Origin of the sequence: Vibrio sp. 10N (assembly GCF_036245475.1) — a bacterium.
In the GTDB taxonomy this organism is placed as follows: Bacteria; Pseudomonadota; Gammaproteobacteria; order Enterobacterales; family Vibrionaceae; genus Vibrio.
The window spans coordinates 1,635,469-1,659,065 of record NZ_BTPM01000001.1 but is presented as its reverse complement, the minus strand read 5'-3'; the positions used below and the strand labels follow the sequence as shown (position 1 = coordinate 1,659,065).

Here is a 23,597-nt window from a genome sequence, read left to right as displayed (position 1 = left end):
TCGTTCACACTGCTAGACGATTGAGTTCGTACTTGTGAAGCATCGCTTGCTGGTGGCCCGCGATATCAGCCACCTGCTCGGCACTTTCAACCATGGACTCAAGCTGCATATTTGAGTTGTCGCCTTGGTCGGTAACATGAACAATAGCGCGCCCTACTTCTGCGGTCGCTCGCTCTTGCTCTTCGGTTGCGACAGAAACTTGTTCAGCACGCTCTCGAATATGATTCACAGACAGCGCAATATCTGAGAACGACGCTTTCACTCGCTCACTAGAATCAAGGGCGTGATTCATCTCGGCTCGAGAATCAATAACAGATTGTCTCGAATCTTGGGCGGCCTGCATCAGCTCAGCCATCATCTGGCGGATATTGGTGGTTTGCACAGAAGTATCGCTGGCAAGCTTTCGTACTTCATCCGCAACAACGGCAAAGCCACGTCCCATCTCTCCCGCTCGTGCCGCTTCAATGGCTGCGTTGAGGGCTAATAAATTGGTGTTATCTGCAATACCACTGATCATATCGACCATTTCTTGGATTTGCTTCACTTTGCCATCCAGCTCATTCATAGAGGCTTCATTGTTTCCAAGTGTCGTTTCAAGGGAATGCAAACGTTGCTGGTTCTCTTCAACCGCCTTTAGCCCCAGAGAGGCAAACTCTTCTGCCTGCTGTGAATCAGAGAATGAGGATGTCGTTACCGTCGCAATCTCTTTGATTGACGCTTCCAACTGACTCACTGTCGCAACCATACTATCGAGAGATTCGTTTTGCGCTCGCAAACTGCTTCGCGTCTCTTCTGCTGCGCCATGACTGATTTCTGCAGTTTGGTACAAGGTTTCACAGTTACGTGTGACCACCTCAATAGAATCATGAGTCGATTCAATCACCCGATTCAACTTTCTCGCAATATCACGCATTTCCGAGGGGCCTGAAAGCTCTACGACGCCCGTTAAGTCGTGCTCAACCAAACGCTTTAGCTGCCTAGTAATATTCTTAAGTGCACGATTGACCCAGCGACGCAGCCCAAAGAACAGCCCGAGAACAAACATCACTAATACAACCGTAGTGATGAGCAGTGTATAAATATTGGTTTGAATGGTGTTGTTCACCACAGATTGGCTCTCATCAATAAGCCCTTCTGCCGTTGTTGAAATGGCAGACAAGATCTGCGTGGTCTCATTTGCCAGTACAGCTGCTTTGGCGAGCTCTTCACGCTGCTTAGTCGCAATCTCCAGTCGCGCAATGATCTGACGAACCACGCCGTCTTGCTTAAACCCTGCTTTCACCATGTCATAGGGCGCTGTAAAGCTTGGAAATTCGCTGATTTCAGGATGCCATTCTTCAAACTGATCGTAAGCTAAGTTGATGCTCGCATAACGATTGCGCATCTGACGATATTCACCATTGGCCTTTTTCAGGTCGGTCTGCATCATCAGCATCAAAAATGCGCTCTCTAAAGAACTGGCAGCCGTCACCACTCGTGTAGCGGCATCCGCCGAAGACGGATTGTTTTGTGTAAACAGCAAGCTGATTCGGTTCATCTCTTGACCAAGCGTACTGATGGCATATCGAAAACCGGCCACTTCCTTATCGATACCTGCCCCCATGGCCAGTATTTGCGACTGGTAGGCCAAAATAGCTTGCGTACTTCTCTGAAGTTGCACAATTTTCTGCCCAAGGAGCTCTTGCTGCTCCGGTGTCACAGCGTTGCTCATATCCGAGGCAATGGCGAATAGGTTTTCAATCTTGTGATTACTTTGCTCGACAAGCTGCGTGATACGTTGGCGGGTTTGCTCTAACTCTTCCGTTGAGTCAAGCCGTGTGCCGTAGTTAAGCAGTTTTATTTGTTCCAACACATCTTGTGTCAATGCAGCATTATTAAGAGAAAGAGGAAGGGCTTTTTCTGATAAATTATCAAACTGTTGCTTAACTTGATTAAGGCCATTGGTGCTCAGCACACTCACGCCTACAAAAATTAGAATAATGGTTAAAAAGATAGCACTCAAAGAGTGAATCAAAGAGATGGCGCGTTTTCCCTTGTCTGGGGTTTTCATAAACAATCCGTCGTGTTGATCCATTAAACGGTAACCAAATAAGTAATAGGTTCGTACTATTTAATAACTTGGTATAGAATTATCAGGATATTAGTAATCCTTAATGACATATTTATTACGTTTAAATGTAAGCAGTGTGACAGATGAAAGTTGTTAAATTATTGATTTTATATGGTATGGTAGCTTTCGTATCGGCATGTTCTAGCCAGCCAGAGCGAGCGGAACACACAAGACAAAACTACAATACCCCAGAAAATGCGCCTTTCCTCGCTGAATATAAAAAATGGCAAGGTGTCCCATATCGTTTAGGCGGGACTAATTATTCCGGCGTTGACTGTTCAGCCTTTGTTCAAGCGGTCTATCAAGACGCCTATTCAGTCTCATTACCACGAACGACAGCGCAGCAAGTTAAAATAGGTGAGAAAGTCGCCTATAACAGCGCGCAAAGTGGTGATTTGGTGTTTTTTAAAACCGGTAGGAAGACGCGTCATGTTGGAATATATTTAGGCGGCAATACGTTTATGCACGCTTCAACATCAAAAGGTGTGGTGCTTTCTCGTTTAGATAACCCGTACTGGGCGTCAACGTTTTGGCATTTTAGAAGTGTTCAATAACCTTTCTCTCCGCAATTCGATACCGAGAGAAAGGCTAAGATTAATCGTACTTCGCCACCGCAGTATCAAATAGATTTTTTACCAATGCGATGTACTCCTCAAGAAAAGCGACTTGTTCATTGGTCGCTTTTTTGTTCCATACACCCGCTAACACCTCTTCCAAATCTTGAATAACTAAGTCCACTTCTTTGAGAAGTTTAAAGCGAACGCTGGCATGAAGTTCTGGGTTTTGCTCGAAGACGGCCATTATATTTGAGGCCACCATATCGGTGGATACGTCCTCAATGGTCTCTTCCCCGGTATCCCCTAATTCTGAAGTAAACACACTTAGATTGAGCGCAAGGTGTTCAATAAGTGCTTGATAGCCGTCAGTATCTACAACCACGACTGCTCTCCTAGCAATGACTATAATGACAAGAACCTCACCATAGCAAACCTAGGTCACGTTTGTAAGAACACAAGGGAAAATTCGGGTGTCACGTCAATGATTCTGTGCGCTGACAGTATGTTATGTAAGCAATATTGTTCTACACTAGCCATAGTGTTGGCAGGTGGGGGTCGTTTATGTGGCAAGCAATTTCAGATCAGCTTTCAGAAACTCTAATGTTCGAGTTCAATATCTCTGAGCGCATCAAGATGAGTGGCGGAGACATTAACCAATGTTACATGATCAGTGATGGTGATCAGCGTTACTTCGTCAAAATCAATGACAAAGACTTCATCGCTAAATTTGAAATCGAAGCCGACAACCTTACCGCCCTTCGAGAAACTAACACGGTGCACGTACCTGAGTTAGTACTGATTGGCAAAACCAAAGAGTGCGCCTTTATCATCCTCAATTATATTCCCGTCAAACCATTAGATACCGCTCCGGCAAGCTACCAGCTTGGTGAAGAGCTCGCAAAGCTGCACAAATGGGGAGAACAAAAGGAATTTGGATTCGATCAAGACAACTACATTGGAACAACCCTGCAACCCAATCAATGGCATAAAAAGTGGTCACGGTTTTTCTCTGAACAGCGCATAGGCTGGCAGCTCCAGCTTCTTAAGGAAAAACAGATCACTTTTACAGACATTGATGAGTTTGTTGAGTTAGTCAACGACCAACTTTCTGGACACAACCCTAAGCCTTCGTTGCTACATGGTGACCTTTGGTATGGCAATGCGGCCAATACTGCGTTTGGACCGATATGTTATGATCCCGCGAGCTATTGGGGCGATAGAGAATGCGACTTGGCAATGACCGAGCTTTTCGGCGGGTTTAGACAAGAGTTTTACGACGGATACGAGAGTATTTTGGCAATTGAACCTATGTACGAGTATCGCAAGCACATCTACAACTTGTATCATGTGCTCAATCACTGCAATTTGTTTGGTGGTGAGTATTTGGATCAAGCAGAGAAGCTTATCACCACCATCCAATCATCGTGATAGTCGTCTTTTAGTCAAGATCAACCAGTGACATACGGCTTTGCTCCCGATAGAGAATATCTTCTAATCGAGCAAAGCCGTTTTCATTATGCGCAATCGAACTCGCGTTGAACCAGTTCGTTCTCAGCCCTGCACGCCTTGCTGGCAGTATATCTCGTTCAAGTTGATCTCCGGTCATCACAAGCTGACTGGTATCTGTGTTGAGCTTAGAGGCAATGCGTGGGTAAAAGTCGTCATCATCTTTGCCGACACCAAGGTTGCTGAAACAAAAATACCCGGATAGGTATTCGGCAAGCTGTGCTCTTTCAAAGGCTCGTTTTACGTCTTGTTCTGCAGAATCTTTGGCATTGGTTGCGACATAGATGGGACAGTATTTTGCAAGCCCACTTAATAGCGCTTCCGCACCCTCCACCGGCTGAACCTTTAGCCAATCGCACATCTTTCCGCTTTGGGTGGGATCATCGACCATGAGTGTATCGCCCCAGTCGAACAAATAAATATGATCACGCTGGCGCCAAAGCTTTTCTAGTTCACGCCACTCTTCTCGTAGCACACCATACTTAACGCTGTCGTAATAGTGCCCTTGATAATAACGAACTTTACGCAAGCGCGCTTCCTGAGTCATGCCAAGTTTTAGCGCACACTTCATCATTCGCGGATTGCCGCTCCAGGTGGTTAGCCCTACCCGCTCTATGTCTAGAGTATTGAACAGATAACTCACCCAAGGGATTAACGCTTTCATGCCAATACCACAACCCCATAGTCGCGAGTCATAAACCAGTACTCCAACCTCAAGCCAACGCGTCTTTTTGTCTTCCCAGTAACAACTTACCGTCCCGACGACTCTTTGATGATATTCAATAACAAGCGCTTCATTACCCAACATGAGTTTGGAAAAGTATCCCTCTCGAAACTGCTCGCGCGCTGGACGCTGGTAACCAAAGTAAGGGCCATTGAGCTCCGTCCAAGCTTCATCCTTCGTCATAAGTCGATAAAGCGGCTCAAAATCTTGCTCAGTGGCGACTCGCAGCGTGATATCTTGAAAACTCAACCTCTCTTGATTCATACCTTGCGCACCTTACTTTCATCAAGAAAACACCATGACTCAGCACCATCGAAATATTTAACCTGGGAAGATTTAAGGCCATCCGCCATTCTAAAATTGATAGCCGTTCTCGGTGTCGATGAGCTATCGGCAGACTCATAGTGAGTCACGCAACCACACACAGCGCAGTGATGAAAATCGATGCTACCATCCCCCCAGCGATAAGCTACTGTCTCTTTGGCTACTTCAATCATCACATCTTTTGGTTGAAAATAGCCCCAGAGCGCCGCATAGCGACGACAAATCGAACAATTACAGCTGGTGACCGATTCTGGCCAATGGTCAAAGGAAAGCTGCACATTTCCACAATGACAACTGAGCACTTGTTGTTTCATATCTTTATTTCCTTACTTTCCGCCAGATACATCCACGAATGTGCCTGTCACAAAAGAAGCCTCTTCTGATATCAGCCATGCTATTGCATTCGCAACTTCTTCCGCTTCACCTCCTCGGCCAAGTGGGATCTGCGACTCTAATCGTTTAACTCGTTCTGGCTCGCCACCGTCAGCATGCATTTCAGTCTTAATCAATCCCGGACGCACTCCGTTTACACGAATATTTCTACCAGCTAACTCTGACGCTAACCCGCTAGTAAGAGTATCCACCGCACCTTTACTGGCGGCATAATCCAGATACTCGAATGGTGACCCGGTCACCGATGCTCGAGAAGAGACATTTACAATGCTTCCCCCCTTCATGTATTTAATTGCTTCACGGGCGCAAAGTAGTGTCCCAGTGACATTGGTCGCTAAGATCTGATTAATGCGCTCTGCGGTAATCTGCTCAAGAGTGCACTGAGTACTTAAGATCCCCGCATTATTGACTAACCCATATATTTCACCATGCTCGGCATAGATAGAAGCAAACATAGAGACGACTGATTCCTCATTGGAAATATTCGCCTGATAACTCCATGCTTCTCCGCCATCTCGACGTATATCACTGATCACCTGTTCTGCACGCTTGGCGTTTGATAAAAAGTTGACGACCACTCTAAAGCCTTTCGCCGCTAACAGTTTGGATGTAGCAGCGCCAATGCCTCTGCTTCCGCCGGTAACCACAATTAATTTACTCATTTCCACCTAACCTGAAATCAAAGACAATGCAATCGCCAGCATGATAAAGCCCACTAGCCCCTCCAAAATCTTCCATGAAATAGGCTTATGGAAAATCGGGGTGAGTAGTCTGGCACCATAGCCAAGCGAAAAGAAAAACACGAATGAAGCCGTTACCGCACCAAGGCCAAACGAGAATTGCTGAGGGGCATATTGCGTTGAGATAGAACCTAGGAGCACTACAGTATCCAGGTAAACATGAGGATTGAGCCATGTTAATGCTAAACAAATAAGCACTGTTCTCATCAGACTGGCGTTGCTATCCCCTTCAGGATCCAGTTGATGGTTGCTTGAAATTGCAGAGCGAAAACTCTGAAAGCTGTATATAAAAAGAAATGCCGCGCCTGCATAACGAGCAACCAATTCGACCGAAGGATAAGCTTCAATCACCGCTCCGAAGCCACTAACGCCAGCAGTAATAAGTAACGCGTCAGAAACCGCGCAGACCGTGCAAACGACAAAAACATAATGACGTTTTAGCCCTTGTTTGAGGACAAACGCATTTTGCGCTCCAATCGCCAGGATTAGCGACAGGCCTAACGAAAAACCGGTAAAAAAGACCCCAATATCCAAGCCAACTCCGAGTTACATCCATATAACAAACAGATGTTTTAACGCGTAATTAATGGAGTTTCAATCTAAACCTCATTCTCGTGGCGCACGGTAACAAATACATCCTCACTTTCTAGAGTAACTTCAAACAAAATCGGACGACAGCAGACATAGCAGTCTTCTATGTACTCCTGACTGTCCAGTGTGCAATCGATGGAGGTCTCAAACGCCTCGCCACAATAAGGGCAATTTACTCGCCACGCTTTGATTACTTCCATAATTCCGTCCTTTCGCTTTTCCAGAAAGTTTAGAATTTTAACGAGACATTAACAAATCTTGTCCTAGCCTCTATGTGCACAAGCACACATAAGGAGATCACTGTGAATGTTTTAATCGACACCGACGTCGACTTCGATGACTACATGGCAATGCTGTATCTGCTATTGCACCCCGAAATCAATGTGGTCGGTATATCCGTCACTGGTACTGGTGATGCCCACCTCAGTCATGGGCTTCAAAACGTTAGTAACATGCTCACGCTAACTGGAAAGCCGGAGGACTTACGTATACCAGTCGTAAAAGGGTTTAATGCTCCCATGCGATACAGCAACACTTTTCCCGGGGAAGAGCGAGAGGCTGCCGATAACCACTACGACACTCCGTTTCCACATCAAAACCAGCATCGTGATTACATAGATGCGATTCCTTTTTTAGAAGAATACATCTTAAGTACCTCAGAACCCGTTACGCTACTATGTATCGGTGGTGGAACCACATGGGGACGGTTTCTTGAATACGCAAAAGACAAGCCTAGGTTGTCCAAAGCGTTACAAGACAAAATCCCTCAAATCATAATGATGGGAGGCAACCTAACAAGTGAGTTCGTCAAGCCTGGTGCTGAAGGGAATATTCAACCAACCTTGTCAGAGCCACCTTGCTATTCCAACCAAGTTGCTGAATGGAACATCTTTATTGATCCCCTCGGCGCTCAGACAATCATTGAAAGTGGTTTGAATCTTACGCTAGTCGCACTCAATGCAACCCAACAAGTCCCAATAACTCAATCTTTTGTCAATGAACTAAGCCAAATAGACAACAACAGCGCACATTTTCTCACTCAGGTACTCAATAGCTCATCGATTAAAAAAGGCATTGGTGAGTATCTCGACTTTTGGGACCCCCTCGCCGCTTCAGTCATCACTAACCCTCAATTGATTCAAACGCATTCTTTTCCCATTCGAGTCGAGCAAACCTTAAATGAAGAAAACGATACTTCGGGACAGATTTTGGTCGATCACAACAATGGTTCGCCAGTAAACATTGCCCTTTCGGCCGATGCTGACGCTACCTATCACAATTATCTAAACATTATAAATAGTGACACTGTCACAAAATAAATCACATTTACGTCAGAACACTAGGAAGCATTATGATACAGACAAACATAAACCGCCTATTACTCACTCTGTGGCTAGCGACCACATCTTGTATAGCGTTTGCGGAATCCCCAGCATGGAATAACGCTGTAAACAAACCACTCCAAAACTGGCAAGGGCCTACTTTCGAGCTTAGCGATCAATATCCCACTGAAATGCCTGCAGCCTGCACCGATGTCACGTGCCCTTGGCTGAACATCGACCTTTTCCCTGAGTCGAAAGGTGTCGACTTTAGCGACTCTGGTATTCCAGACTGGTCTAAAGAACCCAAATACAAGGATTATATAACCAGCATCCTCGATTACATTAAACAGGGCCAAACCCGCGACCTCAACAATGACCAAGGATTGATCGTCGACGTAGACGGTCAAACGCGATGGTTCCACATACCGTGGATGGCGTATGCCAAAGAAACCGGACGCGAATTTGTGCATGGACTCACTAATGAGCGTACCGCTCACTTAAGCGACTTTTATGGTGTAGGTGGTCCTAGTGATGGCGAAGGAAGAGGCTTTGAAACATGGGCTGTGGGTATGTACAACGATATCGGTGCGTACACTATTGGCCAAAGTTTTGATAAAAATGGTCAGCCGATCTTAGAAACGGTTAACGGAATCACCTCGACTAAAGGTATGCCTTTCAAGGAAGGCACTGTGGTCGTCAAATTCCTGTTTTCTAGTGTTGCTCCTACTGATGTGGAGTACCTCAAAGGCTCTCCTAAATGGCAGGCTAACCGTCATAAAGAGACAAGCAACGGCTTTGATGAATGCAGCCGTACAGTTCAAGATGTTCACCTCGTTCAGGTTGATGTCGCGGTTGTCGATAGCCGCTCACCCACAAGATGGGTTTACGGCACATACGCATACATCAACAACGGTGGTGCCACGGTATGGGATAATCTTCAACCCGTTGGCCTTCAGTGGGGTATGGACCCTTGGACATTCCCCGCAGTACCAAAATCTGAATCCATTGCTGCGCGTCAAAGCGTGCTCAACAAAAGCATTGAGAAGTATGAGCACTTTGGTTGCGAAGACCGCTTAGCCGGCCCTGTAGATAACAAACTCAGCTCTTGCTTGTCATGTCATGCTGGCGCATATGCCAATGTAGATGATGCGAACCCTCAAATGGGTGTCACTATTCCCCCTATTTTTGGTTTTGGTGGTCTATGTAACCAATACAGCCAAGAGAACGTTAATTACTTCCAAACGACACAATTCCCGCAAGCTTATAGCGGTGGAAACTATCCAAACCTGCTTAATCTAGATACGTCTTTACAAATGCAAATCGCCGTTCAACAGCATGCGATGTTCGCTGCAAACATGCCAAGAGAGTGTGAGGACAAGTAATGAAAACCAAACTTATGACATTGAGTCTATTTGCATTGTTTGGGAGTCAAGCAGTTGCAGAGAGTCAGGACGAGCTATACCACCATCTTGAACCTAAACTCTCTGGGCACCTGCTTGCCGAAGTACCCTCGCAACCTTTTGCCGCTTCTGCTGTCGTCAAGAGGCCATTCTTTGACTATTTCAACTGGCAAAACTTTATTGCATTAATGTGGCCATCGAAAGTCAACTCCCATGGTGAACCATTTGAGCCTAACAATAAGGCCGTTTTTGGTCAGTATTCTGATGGGAAGCTCCCTGTATGGCTAGGGTGGAAATCGGCATTTGACCTGTTTCCCCAAAATGGCGACAAACCCGTAGCGTGGACGGCCAGCAATGGCACCGCTATTTGTAAAAGTGGAGACTACGAAGGACAGCCTGTGTTAGTGAGCGGCTCTAAGTTTAGTACGGTTGCAGATGAATTAGACCAAGCGTTCGGAGGGCCGCTTGTCGATCAAACAGGCCTATTTACTCGCTACGAAGTCAGGGTTAACAAAGTTGAGTACGACTTTATTCGAGAAAACGGTTACTACAACCGTGACAATTGGCCCAACGGGCCAATCATCATGCCATCGGGTAACGGTAAAGAAAAAGAAGGCGTCATTGAAGTCAAAGCGGCATGGCGTGACCTTAGTAAAGTGAACAAAGAGTTCCACTCGCGCTTCTTTACACTCGACAATGCGGTTGTATCCGTACCTGGTACCTGTGATGACAGCCCAAATGCAATGATGCGCTGTGATTGCACCACGACCAAAGTCGGTCTAGTCGGTTTTCATATCGCCCAGAAAACGCCTGACTTTCCGCAATGGGTCTGGGCGACCTTCGAGCAAGTCGATAACCTTGGTGAAGACCCATCGACACCCGCAACAATGACACCGTCCTACTATGACCCTACGTTATATCAACGCGAAGCCTCTGTCATGAGAGCGAACCCCGCACAGCACCCGGGCTCAAGCCGTGTTCCCGAAGCTGGCGACTTTTCCAATACCATTCCAATAAATGTTGTGCGACTCAGCCAGATTCCCGACACCCCACTGCGCGAGAACCCAGACAAGTTGGGCTACTCAACCATGGATATGAATACTCGATACCGCAATCTGCTCAAAGGTACTGTTTGGGAACACTATCAACTGATTGGTTCGCAATGGCCACAACTGCCTTCCATCTCAGCCAAGACGCCAACCGACGGTGACTTTGGGTGTGAAGACGGCACTCCTGTTCAAGCTGGCGGCATGCCATTTCCAGAATGTCAGTTGGCCAACATTACTATGGAAACCTATCACCAATACGATAGCTGTATGAACTGCCATCAAGGTGCACAAAGAGCGGGAGCAGATTTTAGCTGGATTCTCGCCACTCGTGCTTATGCAGACACTAAATAGAAAGGACACTACGAGTATTTCGACTATCTTAATCCGAAGGAACGAACTATCGAACAGTTCACTCCCAATAGTGATATGGGATTTTTGGAGTTTAAGGCTTTGATGTGGCAGGAGTGGCGCGAGCGCCATGGTCGCTAAAGAACATAGCCGCTAAAGAACCTAGTAGCTAAAGAAGCTATCACCACCTGATACGCCTGTGATGTGGGCGTATTATCACCAGATAAGTGAAAGCAAAATGGCAGTCAACATGGGTATCGCACCAGCGATAAACAATGACAGACCAAAGCTGTAGTTTTGACGATAGTGCTGATGCTTTTCTCCTTGCAAATCATGCTCAGTTACCATGCTCTTTACCGAGTGCGCCGGGATATCTGCATCATAATTTCGACTTATTTTTCCACCATCCCATATCAAGGCAGTCACAAACCAAATCGAAGCGGCATTAAAAAACGCCCCATCCATAAGGTTGGTCACCTTAAAAAATGGCACGAATAAACCAAGTCCAAAAATGATTAACGCTGCGACCACATTCGCAACAATAACGAGTCGAATCAGGTTTATCATCACCGCTTCCTACAGTTTTTTGGTCATAAACACGCTGTTGGGGTCGCGGACATAATCAGCAAAAGGGTCGCACTCAATAAAGCCAGCACCAAGATATAAGGTGCGAGCGGCAGTAAAGTAATCCTCGGTACCCGTCTCTAAACTCAATCGCGCCAACCCTCGCTGCGAAGCCTGAGCGATAAGATGATTAAGTAGGGACTTTGCGATTCCCTTGCCTCTCGCTTGGTGTGAAGTTCGCATCGACTTAATCTCACCATGGCCAGCATCCAACTCTTTGAGGGCAATGCAGCCTAGCAATTCCTCATCTTTCCACGCCGTCCAAAACTCAATATTGGATTGACGAAGCGCGGTAATATCTAGCGCATGTACACTCTCGGGCGGAGACGTCGCGTACATATCGTCTAAGTGCTCTTGTAGTAACGCTTTAATCTGAGGGCCTTTGAGATCGTCCTTGATGATATTCAATGTATTTCCTTAATATGTATCGTTGTGGATAGGAATGCGTGAGACTAAAACGAAGGCTTTCCTCTGAGGGACTTTTTCATTCCCTGCTTTTTCTTGCCATCGACACGCTTAATCTGCGATGAACGTGTTGGTTTGGTTGCTTTACGTTTCTTCTGCACCACCATCACCGAACGAATAAGTTCAGCGAGTCGATTCAACGCATCCTCTCGGTTTTTCTCTTGGGTACGATGAGTCTGCGCTTTAATAATAATCACGCCATCTTTAGTGATGCGTGAGTCATTGCTGGCTAGCAAGCGTTCTTTATAAACGGCAGGTAGAGACGAACGCTTGATATCAAACCTCAAATGAATAGCGGATGAAACTTTGTTAACGTTTTGCCCGCCACTCCCCATTGCGCGAATGGCGTTGAGTTCAATCTCCCAATCGGCCAAAGTGACTGTATTCGAAATCTGCAACATGGTGGGTTACTTTGTGTAGTCAAAGACAACAATGTCTTCAATGAGTGGACGAAACACCTCTTTCAATGCAGAGTGTTCTGGATGTGGCAGATAGCTTTGACGACCTTGCTCATCTCGAAATGTCATCACAACAGAGTGTGTATAGTGTTTGTTTTTACCTTCAGGGCTGTCGTTTACGCCCCACTCCACAGCCTCTACACCATCGACTTTAGAAGGCATAGCCTCAAACATGACCATTAGCGCTTGAATCTGCGCCATGGTTGCTGATGGCTTGAACTGGATCAGTAATATATGGCGTATCATGCCAAGTACCTATTAACATATTGAATTGATTTAATATTACCCAATATCGACTGGCAACACCACCCACCACTAGCGTTGGCGCATTAACGCCACGGCAAATCCCGAACCCAAAAACGTCAGCCCAGCGCCAATATTGAGACCTGATACTACCTTTGGTTTATTTTTCAACCAAGCGACCAAACGCGAAGCAAACACGCCCATTAGCGCAAAGCCCACTGCAGTGAGCAGGGCAAACCAACTACCGTAAACCACCATCTGCCCGGTTACAGAGCCTAGCTCTGGGTTAACAAACTGTGGTACAAACGCGAGTACGAATAAACCCGGTTTAGGATTGAGCGCGGCGGATAGAAAACCGGTTGAAAAAATAGCCTTCAACGGGGTTGGCTCGGTAGGTTCTAAACTAAATAAACTGCGAGACCTCAGCACTTTTATTCCAAGCCAGATAAGGTATGTCGCCCCCACCAGTTTAACTGCATAAAATACCAACTCAGAAGTTTGAATCAGTATCGTCAACCCAAACGTTGCCGACATCACGTGGAACAATATCCCGCAGCCGGAAGCGAGGCCAGACACCATCGCAGCAAGTTTACCCTGGCTCAAGCCGCGACCAACCGCGAGCAAATTATCTGGACCCGGCGATAGCACCAACAACACACATGCCATGGTATACGCCAGAAAGACTTCTGCTGGGAACATAATTCAACTCCATTTGGTATTCGGACTCACCTATTAGAACTCACGATTCAAAGGTTAATCATAATCATCCAACGAAATGTTGTATTTCGTCAGTACTTCTTGCATTTGTAACTTCTTTTGACCTGCCGCTACCGCCATCACTTTCGCAGTGACATCAGAAATCTCACCTTTAGTGATACCAGCCTTCTTTGCTTCGTGTAAATAATAGCGTGTGCATGGCAAACAGTTCATTGCCATTGCTGCTGATAATCCCACTAGCAACTCCGTCTTAGTATCGAGGTGCTCGTTGTCATGAGTAGAGTGATAAAAAGCGCCATAGGGCTCTTGATGCTTGCCTAACATATTTTGATTCCAAATAATAAAACCTTAATAAGTTCAATACATTAAAAACCACATTAAAATCAATGTCTTATCACGCCCCATAACGCTGTCCTTCAGTCGTTAAAGTGAGATAGCGGCAGTATGAAGTTCTTTATTGCCAGCTAAAAAAAGCGGACTTGTTGAGTATTTCCTGCTCAAACGGCATTAAAATTCGTCCCGTCTGCATAAGAGACTCGTGACACCTTGCTAAGTTTGGCTGAACATCGCACGTGTGCCTTAGGCCAAAATTGTGACCGATTTCATGTCCTACCGCATACAGGCCGCATTGTGAATCGTTGACGTCACAAACCGCAACGCTGGGTGGCTGTACGTTGTACTTCACGCCTTCCCACTCTAATGCAGCAGCACCCAAGCCAAACACTTCCCCTTCATTACCGGTAAAAATGAAAATAGGCGCCACTAAATCGGTTTGCTCATTTTTATTCGCAAACTGAGCCTTAACTTCATTAACGGCGTCCCAAAACAGACGCCCACGATCAGCGGTAGCAGGTAGACTCGACGAACACTCAGCATTTCGATGTTCTGCAGGTGACGTGAGGCACGATGAATCATGCCATGTTTGATTCGACTTAAGAGAGAGGGCCACAATAGGTTCGACAAGACTGAACGTTTTACCTGAACTCATTTGCGCTTTGTAGTGAGCTTTCACCTTTTGCACCACCGCCGCAACAGCATTTATCGCGTTATCACTCGCAGTGGTGTTATAAAAATAGTTCGCAGAAACAATAATCACCGGAACCACTTTATTGCTTGCCTCTTGCCAACTAGTACAGCGCCAATCTTCAGCACTCGCACCCAGTGTTACCGGACTATGATCGGCACCAAACTGATCACGGCACGCCGCTGCAACGTTCATTGGATAATGATTCACGCCTTGGGCACACTGCCAATTATATACATGCTCTCCACTCTTTCTCGCTATCGCATCCCAACCATATTGTTGCTGGCAATAGCGTTGAAAGTCCGGCTTTTTGTAAGGCGCTGAGGAGAATTCCCACGAAAGATTCGGCTGAGCAAGCGTCGAACCTGAAAAAACGAGCAATGCTGTCGAAAACAGCCCCAGTAAAGATCGATGTCGTGTTTTATTCAAAATAACCTCCGGATTCAAAGTGAGTCTCTGAGGCATCAATTGAAATCGCTTACTGTACCACTAGTGAGTTAACCAACTGCACAAACAATATGGCTAATTCCATTATGTAGCCCAAGAGATAAACTAAAATGTCTACCGACATGGTCGCATTTTAATCAATCCCCTAGGCAAATTGTTTCGTGAATGTTGTCGCGGTTCACTATGTAAAAACCAAGAACATAGCCTATTAATCAATTGGTTAGCTATCTTTAATCATATGAAGGTGCACATCTTGTTGTGGGAACGGTATCGAAATACCCTCTTGATCAAAACGAAGCTTCACTTCTTTGGTAATGTCCCAATATACATCCCAATAATCATCTGTTTTAACCCAAGGTCTTACGATAAAGTCGACTGACGATGTATTAAGAGTATGTACCTTTATGTTTGGCTCTGGAGACTTAAGTACTGCTGGGTGAGCATTAACAATCTCAGTCAAAACCGCTTCGGCTTTGAGTAAGTCATCGCCATAACCGATACCAAAAACCATATCCACTCGTCGTGTGCGCTCGTGGGTCACATTCTTAATCACATCGCCCCATATCTTACTGTTTGGAACAATAATTATTTGGTTGTCAAAGGTGCGAATCGTGGTATTGACTAAGCTCATGTGACTCACCTTACCATCTACACCACCAGCAAACACAAAGTCACCCACATCGAATGGACGATAGATAAGCAGCATCATTCCCGCAGCGAAGTTGGACAGTGTATCTTGCAGTGCAAAACCAATAATCACACCCGCAATACCAAAACCGGTAAGGATGGGAGCAAGGTTCAACCCGATTTGCGATAAACCCACCATAATACCGATGACCCAGACAATATTGCCTGACATCGACACGAAGAAGTTTTGCATTAGATGGGAAAGCTTGAGGTTTTTATTGATGACCGCTTTAGAAACAACTTTTCGCACTAGCTTAACGATAGCGCGAGTCACAAATAAGATAAGCAGAAAAATAAGCACTTGGAATAACTGTTGTGGTGCATTATCCGCTAGCCAGTCAACAGCCTGACTCCACCAGTGGCTTATTAGTGACAGCATCACTTTTCCATCGAGGATATCTTGCGTGATATTGCCAGTAATCGAAAAGACTTGGCGCTTATACTCCGAGGTATCCAGCCCAACTTCATCCCCGAGCACTATAAGGTTACGTAGACTTTTGGTCTCTATACTCAAACGCTGTTTCAAAATCAGCTGGCTGGTTTGCAGCCCCGCTTTATCACCCTCAAGCGCGGACGAAATTTGCGCGGAAATCGCACTAGATTGCTGAGCAAAATACTCGACTGACGCAGAGGTCAAACGCAATTTATTGCCAATCAGAACTTCAAATTCAGCTTCAGATTCTTTGTCTTGAACGCCCAACTTGTCCAGCCAGGATAAGTTTTGCCAACTGGATACATACGCTGCATTCAAATAATCCTGAAGCTCGCTGTATGTGTTCAAAATAGACAGCTTATTTTCATCTTTAGCCGCGTTAAACTGCTCCGATACCACCTCTATTTTTTTCTCTAGATAAGCTTTGGCGCCAACCGTATATTGCTGTTGAATTCTAACCTGTTCTATCAACATCTCTTTCGGTAGCGTGTCTGCATCAATCGCATTGCCAATCACTTCGCGAAGTTCATTGTTCTTATTGAACAAGCGGAATTGGATGGCATCTTTTTGGTCACCCGTCGTGACCTTTAGCGACTCAGATAATTCTCGGATTTCAGCATTCACACGTTTTAATGCTGATTCTGCTTTTGTAGCCGCAGGGGACGCCGCTTGGGCAGACTCACTCTCTGCATAAAGAAACCCACTAAAGAAAACGATAATCAACGTCAAAAGACAGACTGGCCAACCGCGCTGAAGTGAAGAGAAAGGATGAACACGCATTCAAAACTCCTTGAAGGTGCTAAGTTTTTTATTAATTCACTAATAATAGAACACTATTGCCACTTACCCATGTTCTCTAATGTGAGATTGCTTAGATGATCACCTTCAGCCGGTATTTTGAGCCAGTCAATTTCGCTTATCGTCTATGCTTAAGGAGATTCTCACTTCGAAGGAGTTAACAATGGGTATTCTCTCGTGGATTATTCTTGGACTTATTGCTGGTGCACTGGCCAAATGGTTGATGCCAGGCAATGACGGTGGAGGTTGGATTGCCACTATGTGCTTGGGTATTGCTGGCGCATTTGTGGGTGGTTTTATTGGGGGATTTTTGGGCTTTGGCGGCGCCAGTGGTGTGAATATAGGCAGTATTATAACCGCTACCCTAGGCGCATTTGTTTTGCTGTTTGTCTACAATCGTTTTCTCAAAAACTAACGTGCTCGCTGCGCAGAGTGTAACCGTCATACTTCTGCGCACGCTGCATACATCTGCTTGCTTTCGCTTAACACTCGTTAGATATCTAGATTAGCCGATGAGTTAAAAGAGTACATTTTGACTTCTTGACGCACTTCCCATCCCATCGATTGATAGAACCTCTGCGCTTGCTCGTTCTCAGCATTCACAAATAAGTGGGTTTTGCTGATCCCAATGTGTGCAAACGCAGCGGTCACTTTCTCAACCAATGTTTTGCCGATCCGTTGACCTCGGAATCCTTCATCAACCGCGAGATGCTGAAGATAGCCCCGACGACCATCGGTACCTGCGAGTACTGCCCCAACGACCTTGCCATGAACCGTCGCAACAAAACTCATATTTGGGTTTTTGTCGAGATACGCGATCACATTTTCTCGGCTATCCGCTTCACGGATTAGCATATGTTCTGTTTCATTCCACAATGCCATAACAGCATCATAGTCTGCGACTTGCATTTCACGATACGACACGTTCACCTGAGTAACTCCTTTTTACCTCAACGACTTCAACGCTGTAGTCCAAATACCATTTGTCTTTGCCAAGCTGCTGAGCTCGTTTATGTCGAGGATCATTATGCCATCGTGCAATGTCTTGCTCACACGACCAGTAAGAAATGGCTATTTCTTGATTACCTTCGCAGCTACTGACAAAGTCAGTACAACCGTATTTTGACATGGCAAGTTCACGTAGCTGATTGGCATAAAGAGAATACTCTTTATCAAGAGTTCGAATAGTAGCTTTAAAGATGACGGCAAACAAACCTGGCTCCCTGCTCTATTTGTCGTGATAGGATGTTGAATTGTGCATGATAGCCCGAAACTAACCTAACTCCTCAAAGTTTAAACGTTTTTGTATCTGTGGTCATAGAAATTAAAGATATGTTTAAGAGTCCAATCTCGATATCGATCAGCCTCTATCAAAATGTCATGCCGTGCATGAGGGACACTTAACATTCGTGAAGTCAGGCATCGCTCGTTAAACAGATCTTGAGCTGCATTAGATACAACATTGTCCGCTTCTGGTTGGATGATGAGTATCGGGGTAGAGATAGACTTGGCATAGCGTAAACATTGTTTTCCTGCCGCCATCGCTTCAGTGATCCATTTTGGGCTCACGCCGCCTAGCCGCAAGCGTGGATTGCTGATTAACAGATCACTGTACGCCTGAAAACGCACTTTGCTAGTCGTATGGTCATTATTTTCAAATGACTTAGCCACAAATGCGGTTTGCGTGGGTGCGTAATGAGGCGTTTTTTGTAGCTGACTGATGACTTTAATGGTTGCAGAATGAAGTCCACCGACAACTTTGGGTAACTTTAAACCAAACATGGGACTGGTAAGCACGCATGACTTTACCTTGTTTGGTTTTGTGGCTAAGTATTGAGTCGCGACAGCACCGCCCATCGAATGAGCCAACATCTCAATGTCATCATAACCACCTAGTTCATGAACAACAGTGTCAACGAAGGTCGCTAAGTCTTCTACGTAACGGCCAAAATCATCGATATGACCAAGCTCTGACTCCTCAACCAAGCGTTCAGACTCTCCCTGACCACGATGGTCGTATGTGTACACACTAAAGTGCTGACTAAGCTCGTGGATCAACTCTTGATATTTCCAGAACGTTTCATTTCGCCCTTGTACCAACACTATGGCTCTTTGATGGAAGTTGGGGTTGAGGTTGATCCACTCAATGTTTACACCAGCTTCACCTTTAAACTGTCCAGTCGTGGGGGACGCCCACGTCGCCTCAATCTGTTGGTCAAGGTGTGCCTTGGGTGCAAACTCAGAGGTTTGTATTTTATAACGTTTATAAGGTTTGTATGGAATGTCGAGCTTTCTGCCCACACTCTCTACAAAGAGTCGGCCAAGGCGCACGCCATGCATATAGTCAGAATCCAATTGCTTTTTGGTACTGCCTATCACAGACGACAGCAAAGCTCTGTCGGGCGAGATTTCATAGATCTCTACATCGTCTGGTGGTGAGGCGAGAAAACGCTGAGTCTGGCGATAGCTCTCTTCATGCTTAATTAGCATTGCCGACAACTCAGTCAGTGTTTTCGATGGCGCACGTTTCAAAAACGCTTCGAGCATAGGGTGGTGATCTTCAAAGTCTATAGGCATGGTTCTGACCACGACAATATGCTTGTAGCCTCTTCGGTAAGCTTCTTCCACTGGAATGGGCGCAGCAATACCGCCATCAAACCAACGCGTATCATCAAAGACAACGGGGCGTTTGTGAAGCGCTGGGATCGCGCAAGAAGCACTTAACACATGCTTCCAATTTTCCCGTGTGACATCAAAACAAGCGCTGGTGAGCTCGGTTCCATGTGTCGCGACAGCAACGACTTGTTTTGTCTTAAGAAAATCCGAACCTTTATCCCAGTTAAGAGGAATTCTCGACTCCGCACTGTCAACAAGAAAGTCCAGATCCAGCCCTTCACCGCTCAGTAGATACTTCGCCAAATTGAAGAACTCTGGATGGCGAGTCGCCTCTGCGATCACCTTGTAAGAATGCCCTTGGTGACCGCAGATGTAAGAAGCAAGGTTGAGTGAACCCGCCGACGTACCAATAAGTAGATCGAACGGATTAAACTCCGCTCGCAAGAAAGCATCGAGTACGCCCGCGGTAAATATGCCGCGCTGTCCACCCCCTTCTGTCACCAAAGCAATCTTTTCAACGTGACGCTGTTCTAGCATGAAGTTGTCATGATGTTTATTGCTTATAACGTATCGCTTACCCATTTGGTTTCCACTTTCTTGATTCTATCGAGCGTACCCGAACTACCCATAACTCTAAGAATAATATGGGGGTGACTCGGAAATAAATTCAAGAAAATTTAAGGCGTGTTAATGAACTCGAAACAATGAATCGTTCGCTGTCATAGCTGACTAGCACTCAGTAGGTAGAGAAGGATCGGCAGTTTTAAATAACTGAGATATTATGTTATAACATAACAATCACTTAAGAAGTCCAGGAGCGAAATTTCATGTTACGCGACTCAATTGCCCCACTCACTTCGCCGACAGGCAGTATACAAACTCCCACTATCCAACAAACTACAGAGCGATTAAGTGCGTCTGGCGACCACCCAACCGTGTTAACCGATATCTATAAAGAATCCGTGAATATCGCTATTTGGAGACGAGAACTCGACGCCGATTTACAACGTTCAACCAATGAGTTTCTTGCTAATAACCACAAATTTCAAAAATCGCTATCGGTATCACCAAGTGACGCGTTTGCAGCATTGGAATACGCCACCGATGGCTTAGCCCCAAAAGCGCTACTCCAAAACATCGCTGAACTGGTCGATATGTTTTGCTGTCTATTTGAGCTTGATTACGCAGGTCTTCGGCTCGCCACACTAGAAAGCGCCATGTGCCCGCGCTTCCATACTGACAAAGTGCCTTGTCGCTTAGTGACAACCTACAGTGGTGTCGCCACTGACTGGTTAGAGCACGAGGTCGTGGATCGCTCTAAACTCGGGCATGGCAGCAATGATCTTCCAGATTCAGAGTCTGGGCTGTATCAAAGTGAAACGGATGTTCAACGTCTGACCTGTGGAGATGTCGCATTGCTCAAAGGAGAAAAATGGATCGGCAACGAAGGTGGCGGTCTGGTTCATCGCTCGCCCGCCGTTGCTTCTGGGGAAAACAGGCTATTACTGACCTTGGATTTTGGTTAGCAGTAACCACAAATACTTCTCTGGCTTAGAGTGTTTTCTGCCAATATCCAACATCTAGCCAGCGATCAAACTTAAAGCCGATTTGCTTAAAATGCCCTACTTTCTCCATGCCCATTTTATGGTGGAACTTAGTGCTTTGTTCGTTAGGCAGCGTGATGACACTCATGACGTTCTGAATACGGCGGTCACGTAACTGATTGAATAGCTGCTCATAGAGCATGCTACCCACCCCTTTTATCGGGCATTCAGGTGAGAGATAAACAGAGGACTCCGCCGTAAACCGATAGGCACTTCTCGCGTTCCATTGTTTGGCATAGCAATAGCCAATCACTTGTCCTTGGTGCTCATATACAAGCCAAGGCATTTCTGAGTCAATCAGCGTGTCGATACGTTCCGCCATTTGCTGTGCAGCCACTGGTTCTTCTTCAAACGTGCAGGTTGAATGGATAACGTAGTAGTTGTAAATCTTTGCAATAGCGTCTGCATCTGCTGCGGTGGCATTACGAATCAAAAGGCACTCCTTATAAAATTAGCCTCGATTAAAGATGTGATCATCAAATGTTTGACTACCTATTTGATAGGCGTCTTTATCAACCTTGGTCAGCACAAAGCCGCATTTCTCTAACACACGTTCTGAGCCTCTGTTTCCTTTTGTCACAATCGCGGAAAACTTGTTGAGATCAAGATCGAGCTCCGCCCATTTGATTAAACCTTTTAGCGACTCCGTGCCAATCCCACGGCCATGAAACTCTGGAAGCAGTAAGTAGCCAACTTCAGCACACCCATCTGAGACTTTAAAGCCGGTTACTCCAACAGCCTCACCAGACTGCTTTAGTGAGATAACCAAACAGAGCCACTCTTCTGAACCTTTACTCCATGTGGGTAGGCGTTCATCAAATCGCGCGTGAATTTCTTCATCGCTAGGTTTATCGAAACAAAGCTCAATAACCTGGGACTCGGTCTGTAAGCGCTTAAACAAATCAAAATCGGCTTGGGTGATCTGCGCCATTGAGAGGCGATCGGTTTCAACAGTGATACTTTTCATTTAGCTTGGATACACCTTTTTAAAACGCTCTAGTACTAAATCGCTGTCGGGTGAAAATACCACACCGATTTCGTTAGCATACCATTCGAAAAACTTGATATGCGCCTGTTTCCACCAAGCGTAAGTCCGATCGCCCTCGCCCTCTGCATAAGCGAATTCTTCACTCACTTGATTAAACGGGCACACTTCGACGGATGTTAATTGAATCACGCATATCGGATTCTGCTGCCAATCTAAGACGAGCGAATAGCTGCCAACTTGTGGTAACGGCTCTCCTTCGACATCCCAGCCCGCTTTTAATCCACATGACGCGGTCTTTATCCCTTCGTTAATCAGTATTGCGCACTCGTTCGCGTTGTATTCATCAGCGCAGTAATGCTCAGCAATGACGCTGTCGATATCAATGCTTTCAGGATTCGGTAGAGTATCGAGAAACTGTTGGAAAAACTCTCGTTGAATCGGCGTCATGTTATAGCTCCTTGACCATGACAATCACTTCACTGCCTTTGTTGTTAATTTGATGCAGTTTTTTCCATCCAAGCTCTGCGTACAACCCACCGGATAGATCTTCTGTTTGTAGATAAAGCGACCCAATACCACGAGCTTTAGCTTCTTTAATCACACCGTTGACCACTTTTTTCGCAACCCCTTGCCCTCGATAGTCGGAGTCAACATAGACACCACCAAGCCACATCTCATAATCAACATAGCTAGGGATTTCATGTTTTCGAATATGTGCCGTGGCAATTGGCCGCTCACCATCGCAAATAACTAGATGCGCAGGAATAGAGCCATCTTGCAAAAACGTCTCCAGCTTCTGGGTATAGCTTTCAAGAGTGTTGCTAGGATCTCGCTTGCCCCAGGCATCAAAATACCAATTGATCACTGTCGACTTGTGCTGAGGCACATCCATTAATAGCGAAATACACCAATCATTCTTGTTTGCAACATGACCATTAGACATAAGCTTCAATTCCCTTTTTTTGCATTAAGAACTCCGGCTGTTGAATCGATTTAAACCCAAACTTTTGGTAGAGAGAATGCGCGTCGACAGTGCCAAGCATGGTACGTCTCAAGCCTTGTAAGTCAGGGTGCTGTTCAATGGTGCTTAATATGAGTTTGGCAATACCTTGCCCTTGCTTGTCATCGACAACAAAGACATCACTCAGATAGGCAAACGTCGCACGGTCAGTAATAATGCGTGCGAAACCGACTTGGTTACCGTCACTGTCATAGGCGCCAAAACACAAAGAGTGTTCAATCGATTTTTCAACTACAGACAAAGGAACGCCTTTCGCCCAATAGCTGTTTGAGAGATAGCGGTGTATGAGTATGATATCGAGGTGTTTTTTATCAGTAGATACCGAGTACGGCATAGCGGTTTATCTCCTTCATCCTTGAACTTGTTATAGAGATAAACAATTTTAGCTTTAATATCAACAGTCTATTT

Annotated in this window: 30 protein-coding genes; 7 read left to right on the top strand and 23 right to left on the bottom strand. The window is 45.7% G+C overall.

Translation table 11 applies throughout. The annotated features are described in order from the left end of the window. Positions 1-4: 4 nt before the first annotated feature. Complete coding sequence (locus tag AAA946_RS07755; protein WP_338164340.1) at positions 5-2,050, bottom strand: methyl-accepting chemotaxis protein; 2,046 nt, start codon at positions 2,048-2,050, stop codon at positions 5-7. Positions 2,051-2,193: 143 nt separating this feature from the next. Between AAA946_RS07755 and AAA946_RS07750 the strand changes: the two genes are divergently transcribed. Further along, positions 2,194-2,664 carry a C40 family peptidase gene (locus AAA946_RS07750; protein ID WP_338164339.1) on the top strand — a complete coding sequence of 157 codons (471 nt, stop codon included), beginning with the start codon at positions 2,194-2,196 and terminating at the stop codon, positions 2,662-2,664. 40 nt (positions 2,665-2,704) lie between these two features. Here AAA946_RS07750 and AAA946_RS07745 read toward each other — a convergent pair whose 3' ends face one another. Continuing rightward, positions 2,705-3,049 carry a DUF3802 family protein gene (locus AAA946_RS07745; protein ID WP_042498691.1) on the bottom strand — a complete coding sequence of 115 codons (345 nt, stop codon included), beginning with the start codon at positions 3,047-3,049 and terminating at the stop codon, positions 2,705-2,707. A 179-nt stretch (positions 3,050-3,228) separates the two neighbouring features. Here AAA946_RS07745 and AAA946_RS07740 point away from each other — a divergent pair, with 179 nt between their 5' ends. Next, positions 3,229-4,095, top strand: coding sequence for a fructosamine kinase family protein (locus AAA946_RS07740; protein WP_338164338.1), 867 nt, complete (start codon positions 3,229-3,231; stop codon positions 4,093-4,095). 10 nt (positions 4,096-4,105) lie between these two features. On the opposite strand, the gene AAA946_RS07735 is transcribed toward AAA946_RS07740, so the two are convergent. The 5 genes from AAA946_RS07735 to AAA946_RS07715 form a co-directional block, all read right to left on the bottom strand. Then, positions 4,106-5,161, bottom strand: a complete 1,056-nt coding sequence (locus AAA946_RS07735) for a GNAT family N-acetyltransferase (protein WP_338164337.1) — start codon at positions 5,159-5,161, stop codon at positions 4,106-4,108. After that, positions 5,158-5,535: a GFA family protein gene (locus tag AAA946_RS07730; RefSeq protein ID WP_338164336.1), complete on the bottom strand. Its 378-nt coding sequence runs from the start codon at positions 5,533-5,535 to the stop codon at positions 5,158-5,160. The genes AAA946_RS07735 and AAA946_RS07730 overlap by 4 nt, the downstream gene beginning before the upstream one ends. Positions 5,536-5,547: 12 nt before the next feature. Next, a complete protein-coding gene (locus tag AAA946_RS07725; RefSeq protein ID WP_338164335.1) occupies positions 5,548-6,276 on the bottom strand; it encodes an SDR family oxidoreductase in 729 nt (242 codons plus the stop codon). A 6-nt stretch (positions 6,277-6,282) separates the two neighbouring features. Continuing rightward, positions 6,283-6,882, bottom strand: a complete 600-nt coding sequence (locus AAA946_RS07720; protein WP_338165798.1) for a LysE/ArgO family amino acid transporter — start codon at positions 6,880-6,882, stop codon at positions 6,283-6,285. A gap of 71 nt (positions 6,883-6,953) precedes the next feature. Continuing rightward, positions 6,954-7,145 carry a CPXCG motif-containing cysteine-rich protein gene (locus tag AAA946_RS07715; protein ID WP_338164334.1) on the bottom strand — a complete coding sequence of 64 codons (192 nt, stop codon included), beginning with the start codon at positions 7,143-7,145 and terminating at the stop codon, positions 6,954-6,956. A 102-nt stretch (positions 7,146-7,247) separates the two neighbouring features. Here AAA946_RS07715 and AAA946_RS07710 point away from each other — a divergent pair, with 102 nt between their 5' ends. Genes AAA946_RS07710 through AAA946_RS07700 form a run of 3 tightly spaced genes read left to right on the top strand, consistent with a single transcriptional unit; the run spans position 7,248 to position 11,067 of the window. After that, positions 7,248-8,264, top strand: a complete 1,017-nt coding sequence (locus AAA946_RS07710; RefSeq protein ID WP_338164333.1) for a nucleoside hydrolase — start codon at positions 7,248-7,250, stop codon at positions 8,262-8,264. Positions 8,265-8,296: 32 nt separating this feature from the next. Then, a complete protein-coding gene (locus AAA946_RS07705; protein ID WP_338164332.1) occupies positions 8,297-9,649 on the top strand; it encodes a hypothetical protein in 1,353 nt (450 codons plus the stop codon). Then, complete coding sequence (locus AAA946_RS07700; RefSeq protein ID WP_338164331.1) at positions 9,649-11,067, top strand: hypothetical protein; 1,419 nt, start codon at positions 9,649-9,651, stop codon at positions 11,065-11,067. Before AAA946_RS07705 ends, AAA946_RS07700 begins: the two co-directional genes overlap by 1 nt. Before the next feature lie 213 nt (positions 11,068-11,280). On the opposite strand, the gene AAA946_RS07695 is transcribed toward AAA946_RS07700, so the two are convergent. From AAA946_RS07695 to AAA946_RS07660, 8 genes are all read right to left on the bottom strand, one after another. Next, positions 11,281-11,631: a hypothetical protein gene (locus AAA946_RS07695; RefSeq protein WP_338164330.1), complete on the bottom strand. Its 351-nt coding sequence runs from the start codon at positions 11,629-11,631 to the stop codon at positions 11,281-11,283. Between the two features lie 9 nt (positions 11,632-11,640). Continuing rightward, positions 11,641-12,096 carry a GNAT family N-acetyltransferase gene (locus AAA946_RS07690; RefSeq protein ID WP_338164329.1) on the bottom strand — a complete coding sequence of 152 codons (456 nt, stop codon included), beginning with the start codon at positions 12,094-12,096 and terminating at the stop codon, positions 11,641-11,643. A 44-nt stretch (positions 12,097-12,140) separates the two neighbouring features. Beyond that, the gene (arfB, locus tag AAA946_RS07685; protein WP_338164328.1) at positions 12,141-12,554 is read right to left on the bottom strand and encodes an alternative ribosome rescue aminoacyl-tRNA hydrolase ArfB; all 414 of its coding nucleotides are present in this window, start codon (positions 12,552-12,554) and stop codon (positions 12,141-12,143) included. A gap of 6 nt (positions 12,555-12,560) precedes the next feature. Further along, complete coding sequence (locus tag AAA946_RS07680; protein WP_338164327.1) at positions 12,561-12,857, bottom strand: Dabb family protein; 297 nt, start codon at positions 12,855-12,857, stop codon at positions 12,561-12,563. Between the two features lie 69 nt (positions 12,858-12,926). Beyond that, the gene (locus tag AAA946_RS07675; protein WP_338164326.1) at positions 12,927-13,553 is read right to left on the bottom strand and encodes a LysE family translocator; all 627 of its coding nucleotides are present in this window, start codon (positions 13,551-13,553) and stop codon (positions 12,927-12,929) included. Between the two features lie 54 nt (positions 13,554-13,607). Next, complete coding sequence (locus AAA946_RS07670) at positions 13,608-13,895, bottom strand: carboxymuconolactone decarboxylase family protein (RefSeq protein ID WP_338164325.1); 288 nt, start codon at positions 13,893-13,895, stop codon at positions 13,608-13,610. Between the two features lie 130 nt (positions 13,896-14,025). Then, the gene (locus tag AAA946_RS07665; protein ID WP_338164324.1) at positions 14,026-15,024 is read right to left on the bottom strand and encodes a M12 family metallo-peptidase; all 999 of its coding nucleotides are present in this window, start codon (positions 15,022-15,024) and stop codon (positions 14,026-14,028) included. 238 nt (positions 15,025-15,262) lie between these two features. After that, positions 15,263-16,942 carry a mechanosensitive ion channel family protein gene (locus tag AAA946_RS07660; protein WP_338164323.1) on the bottom strand — a complete coding sequence of 560 codons (1,680 nt, stop codon included), beginning with the start codon at positions 16,940-16,942 and terminating at the stop codon, positions 15,263-15,265. A 181-nt stretch (positions 16,943-17,123) separates the two neighbouring features. Between AAA946_RS07660 and AAA946_RS07655 the strand changes: the two genes are divergently transcribed. Continuing rightward, complete coding sequence (locus tag AAA946_RS07655) at positions 17,124-17,375, top strand: GlsB/YeaQ/YmgE family stress response membrane protein (protein ID WP_042498660.1); 252 nt, start codon at positions 17,124-17,126, stop codon at positions 17,373-17,375. Between the two features lie 77 nt (positions 17,376-17,452). On the opposite strand, the gene AAA946_RS07650 is transcribed toward AAA946_RS07655, so the two are convergent. The 3 genes from AAA946_RS07650 to AAA946_RS07640 form a co-directional block, all read right to left on the bottom strand. Then, entirely contained in the window at positions 17,453-17,869 is a 417-nt protein-coding gene (locus AAA946_RS07650; protein WP_338165797.1) for a GNAT family N-acetyltransferase, read from the bottom strand. A gap of 1 nt (position 17,870) precedes the next feature. Next, positions 17,871-18,173 carry an antibiotic biosynthesis monooxygenase family protein gene (locus AAA946_RS07645; RefSeq protein WP_338164322.1) on the bottom strand — a complete coding sequence of 101 codons (303 nt, stop codon included), beginning with the start codon at positions 18,171-18,173 and terminating at the stop codon, positions 17,871-17,873. A gap of 80 nt (positions 18,174-18,253) precedes the next feature. Continuing rightward, positions 18,254-20,158 (bottom strand): alpha/beta fold hydrolase, encoded by a 1,905-nt coding sequence (locus AAA946_RS07640; protein ID WP_338164321.1) that lies wholly within the window; start codon positions 20,156-20,158, stop codon positions 18,254-18,256. Between the two features lie 245 nt (positions 20,159-20,403). Between AAA946_RS07640 and AAA946_RS07635 the strand changes: the two genes are divergently transcribed. Beyond that, positions 20,404-21,102: a DUF1826 domain-containing protein gene (locus AAA946_RS07635; RefSeq protein WP_338164320.1), complete on the top strand. Its 699-nt coding sequence runs from the start codon at positions 20,404-20,406 to the stop codon at positions 21,100-21,102. Between the two features lie 25 nt (positions 21,103-21,127). Here the strand turns inward: AAA946_RS07635 and AAA946_RS07630 are convergent, their stop codons facing one another. From AAA946_RS07630 to AAA946_RS07610, 5 genes are read right to left on the bottom strand one after another with little or no spacing between them, the layout of a single operon-like run. Continuing rightward, positions 21,128-21,613 carry a GNAT family N-acetyltransferase gene (locus tag AAA946_RS07630; RefSeq protein WP_338164319.1) on the bottom strand — a complete coding sequence of 162 codons (486 nt, stop codon included), beginning with the start codon at positions 21,611-21,613 and terminating at the stop codon, positions 21,128-21,130. A gap of 18 nt (positions 21,614-21,631) precedes the next feature. Beyond that, positions 21,632-22,147 carry a GNAT family N-acetyltransferase gene (locus AAA946_RS07625; RefSeq protein WP_338164318.1) on the bottom strand — a complete coding sequence of 172 codons (516 nt, stop codon included), beginning with the start codon at positions 22,145-22,147 and terminating at the stop codon, positions 21,632-21,634. Next, on the bottom strand, positions 22,148-22,615 hold the full coding sequence (locus AAA946_RS07620; protein WP_338164317.1) for an ASCH domain-containing protein: 468 nt from the start codon (positions 22,613-22,615) through the stop codon (positions 22,148-22,150). Between the two features lies 1 nt (position 22,616). After that, positions 22,617-23,111: a GNAT family N-acetyltransferase gene (locus AAA946_RS07615; protein ID WP_338164316.1), complete on the bottom strand. Its 495-nt coding sequence runs from the start codon at positions 23,109-23,111 to the stop codon at positions 22,617-22,619. Beyond that, on the bottom strand, positions 23,104-23,523 hold the full coding sequence (locus AAA946_RS07610; protein ID WP_338164315.1) for a GNAT family N-acetyltransferase: 420 nt from the start codon (positions 23,521-23,523) through the stop codon (positions 23,104-23,106). Before AAA946_RS07610 ends, AAA946_RS07615 begins: the two co-directional genes overlap by 8 nt. Positions 23,524-23,597: the final 74 nt, after the last annotated feature.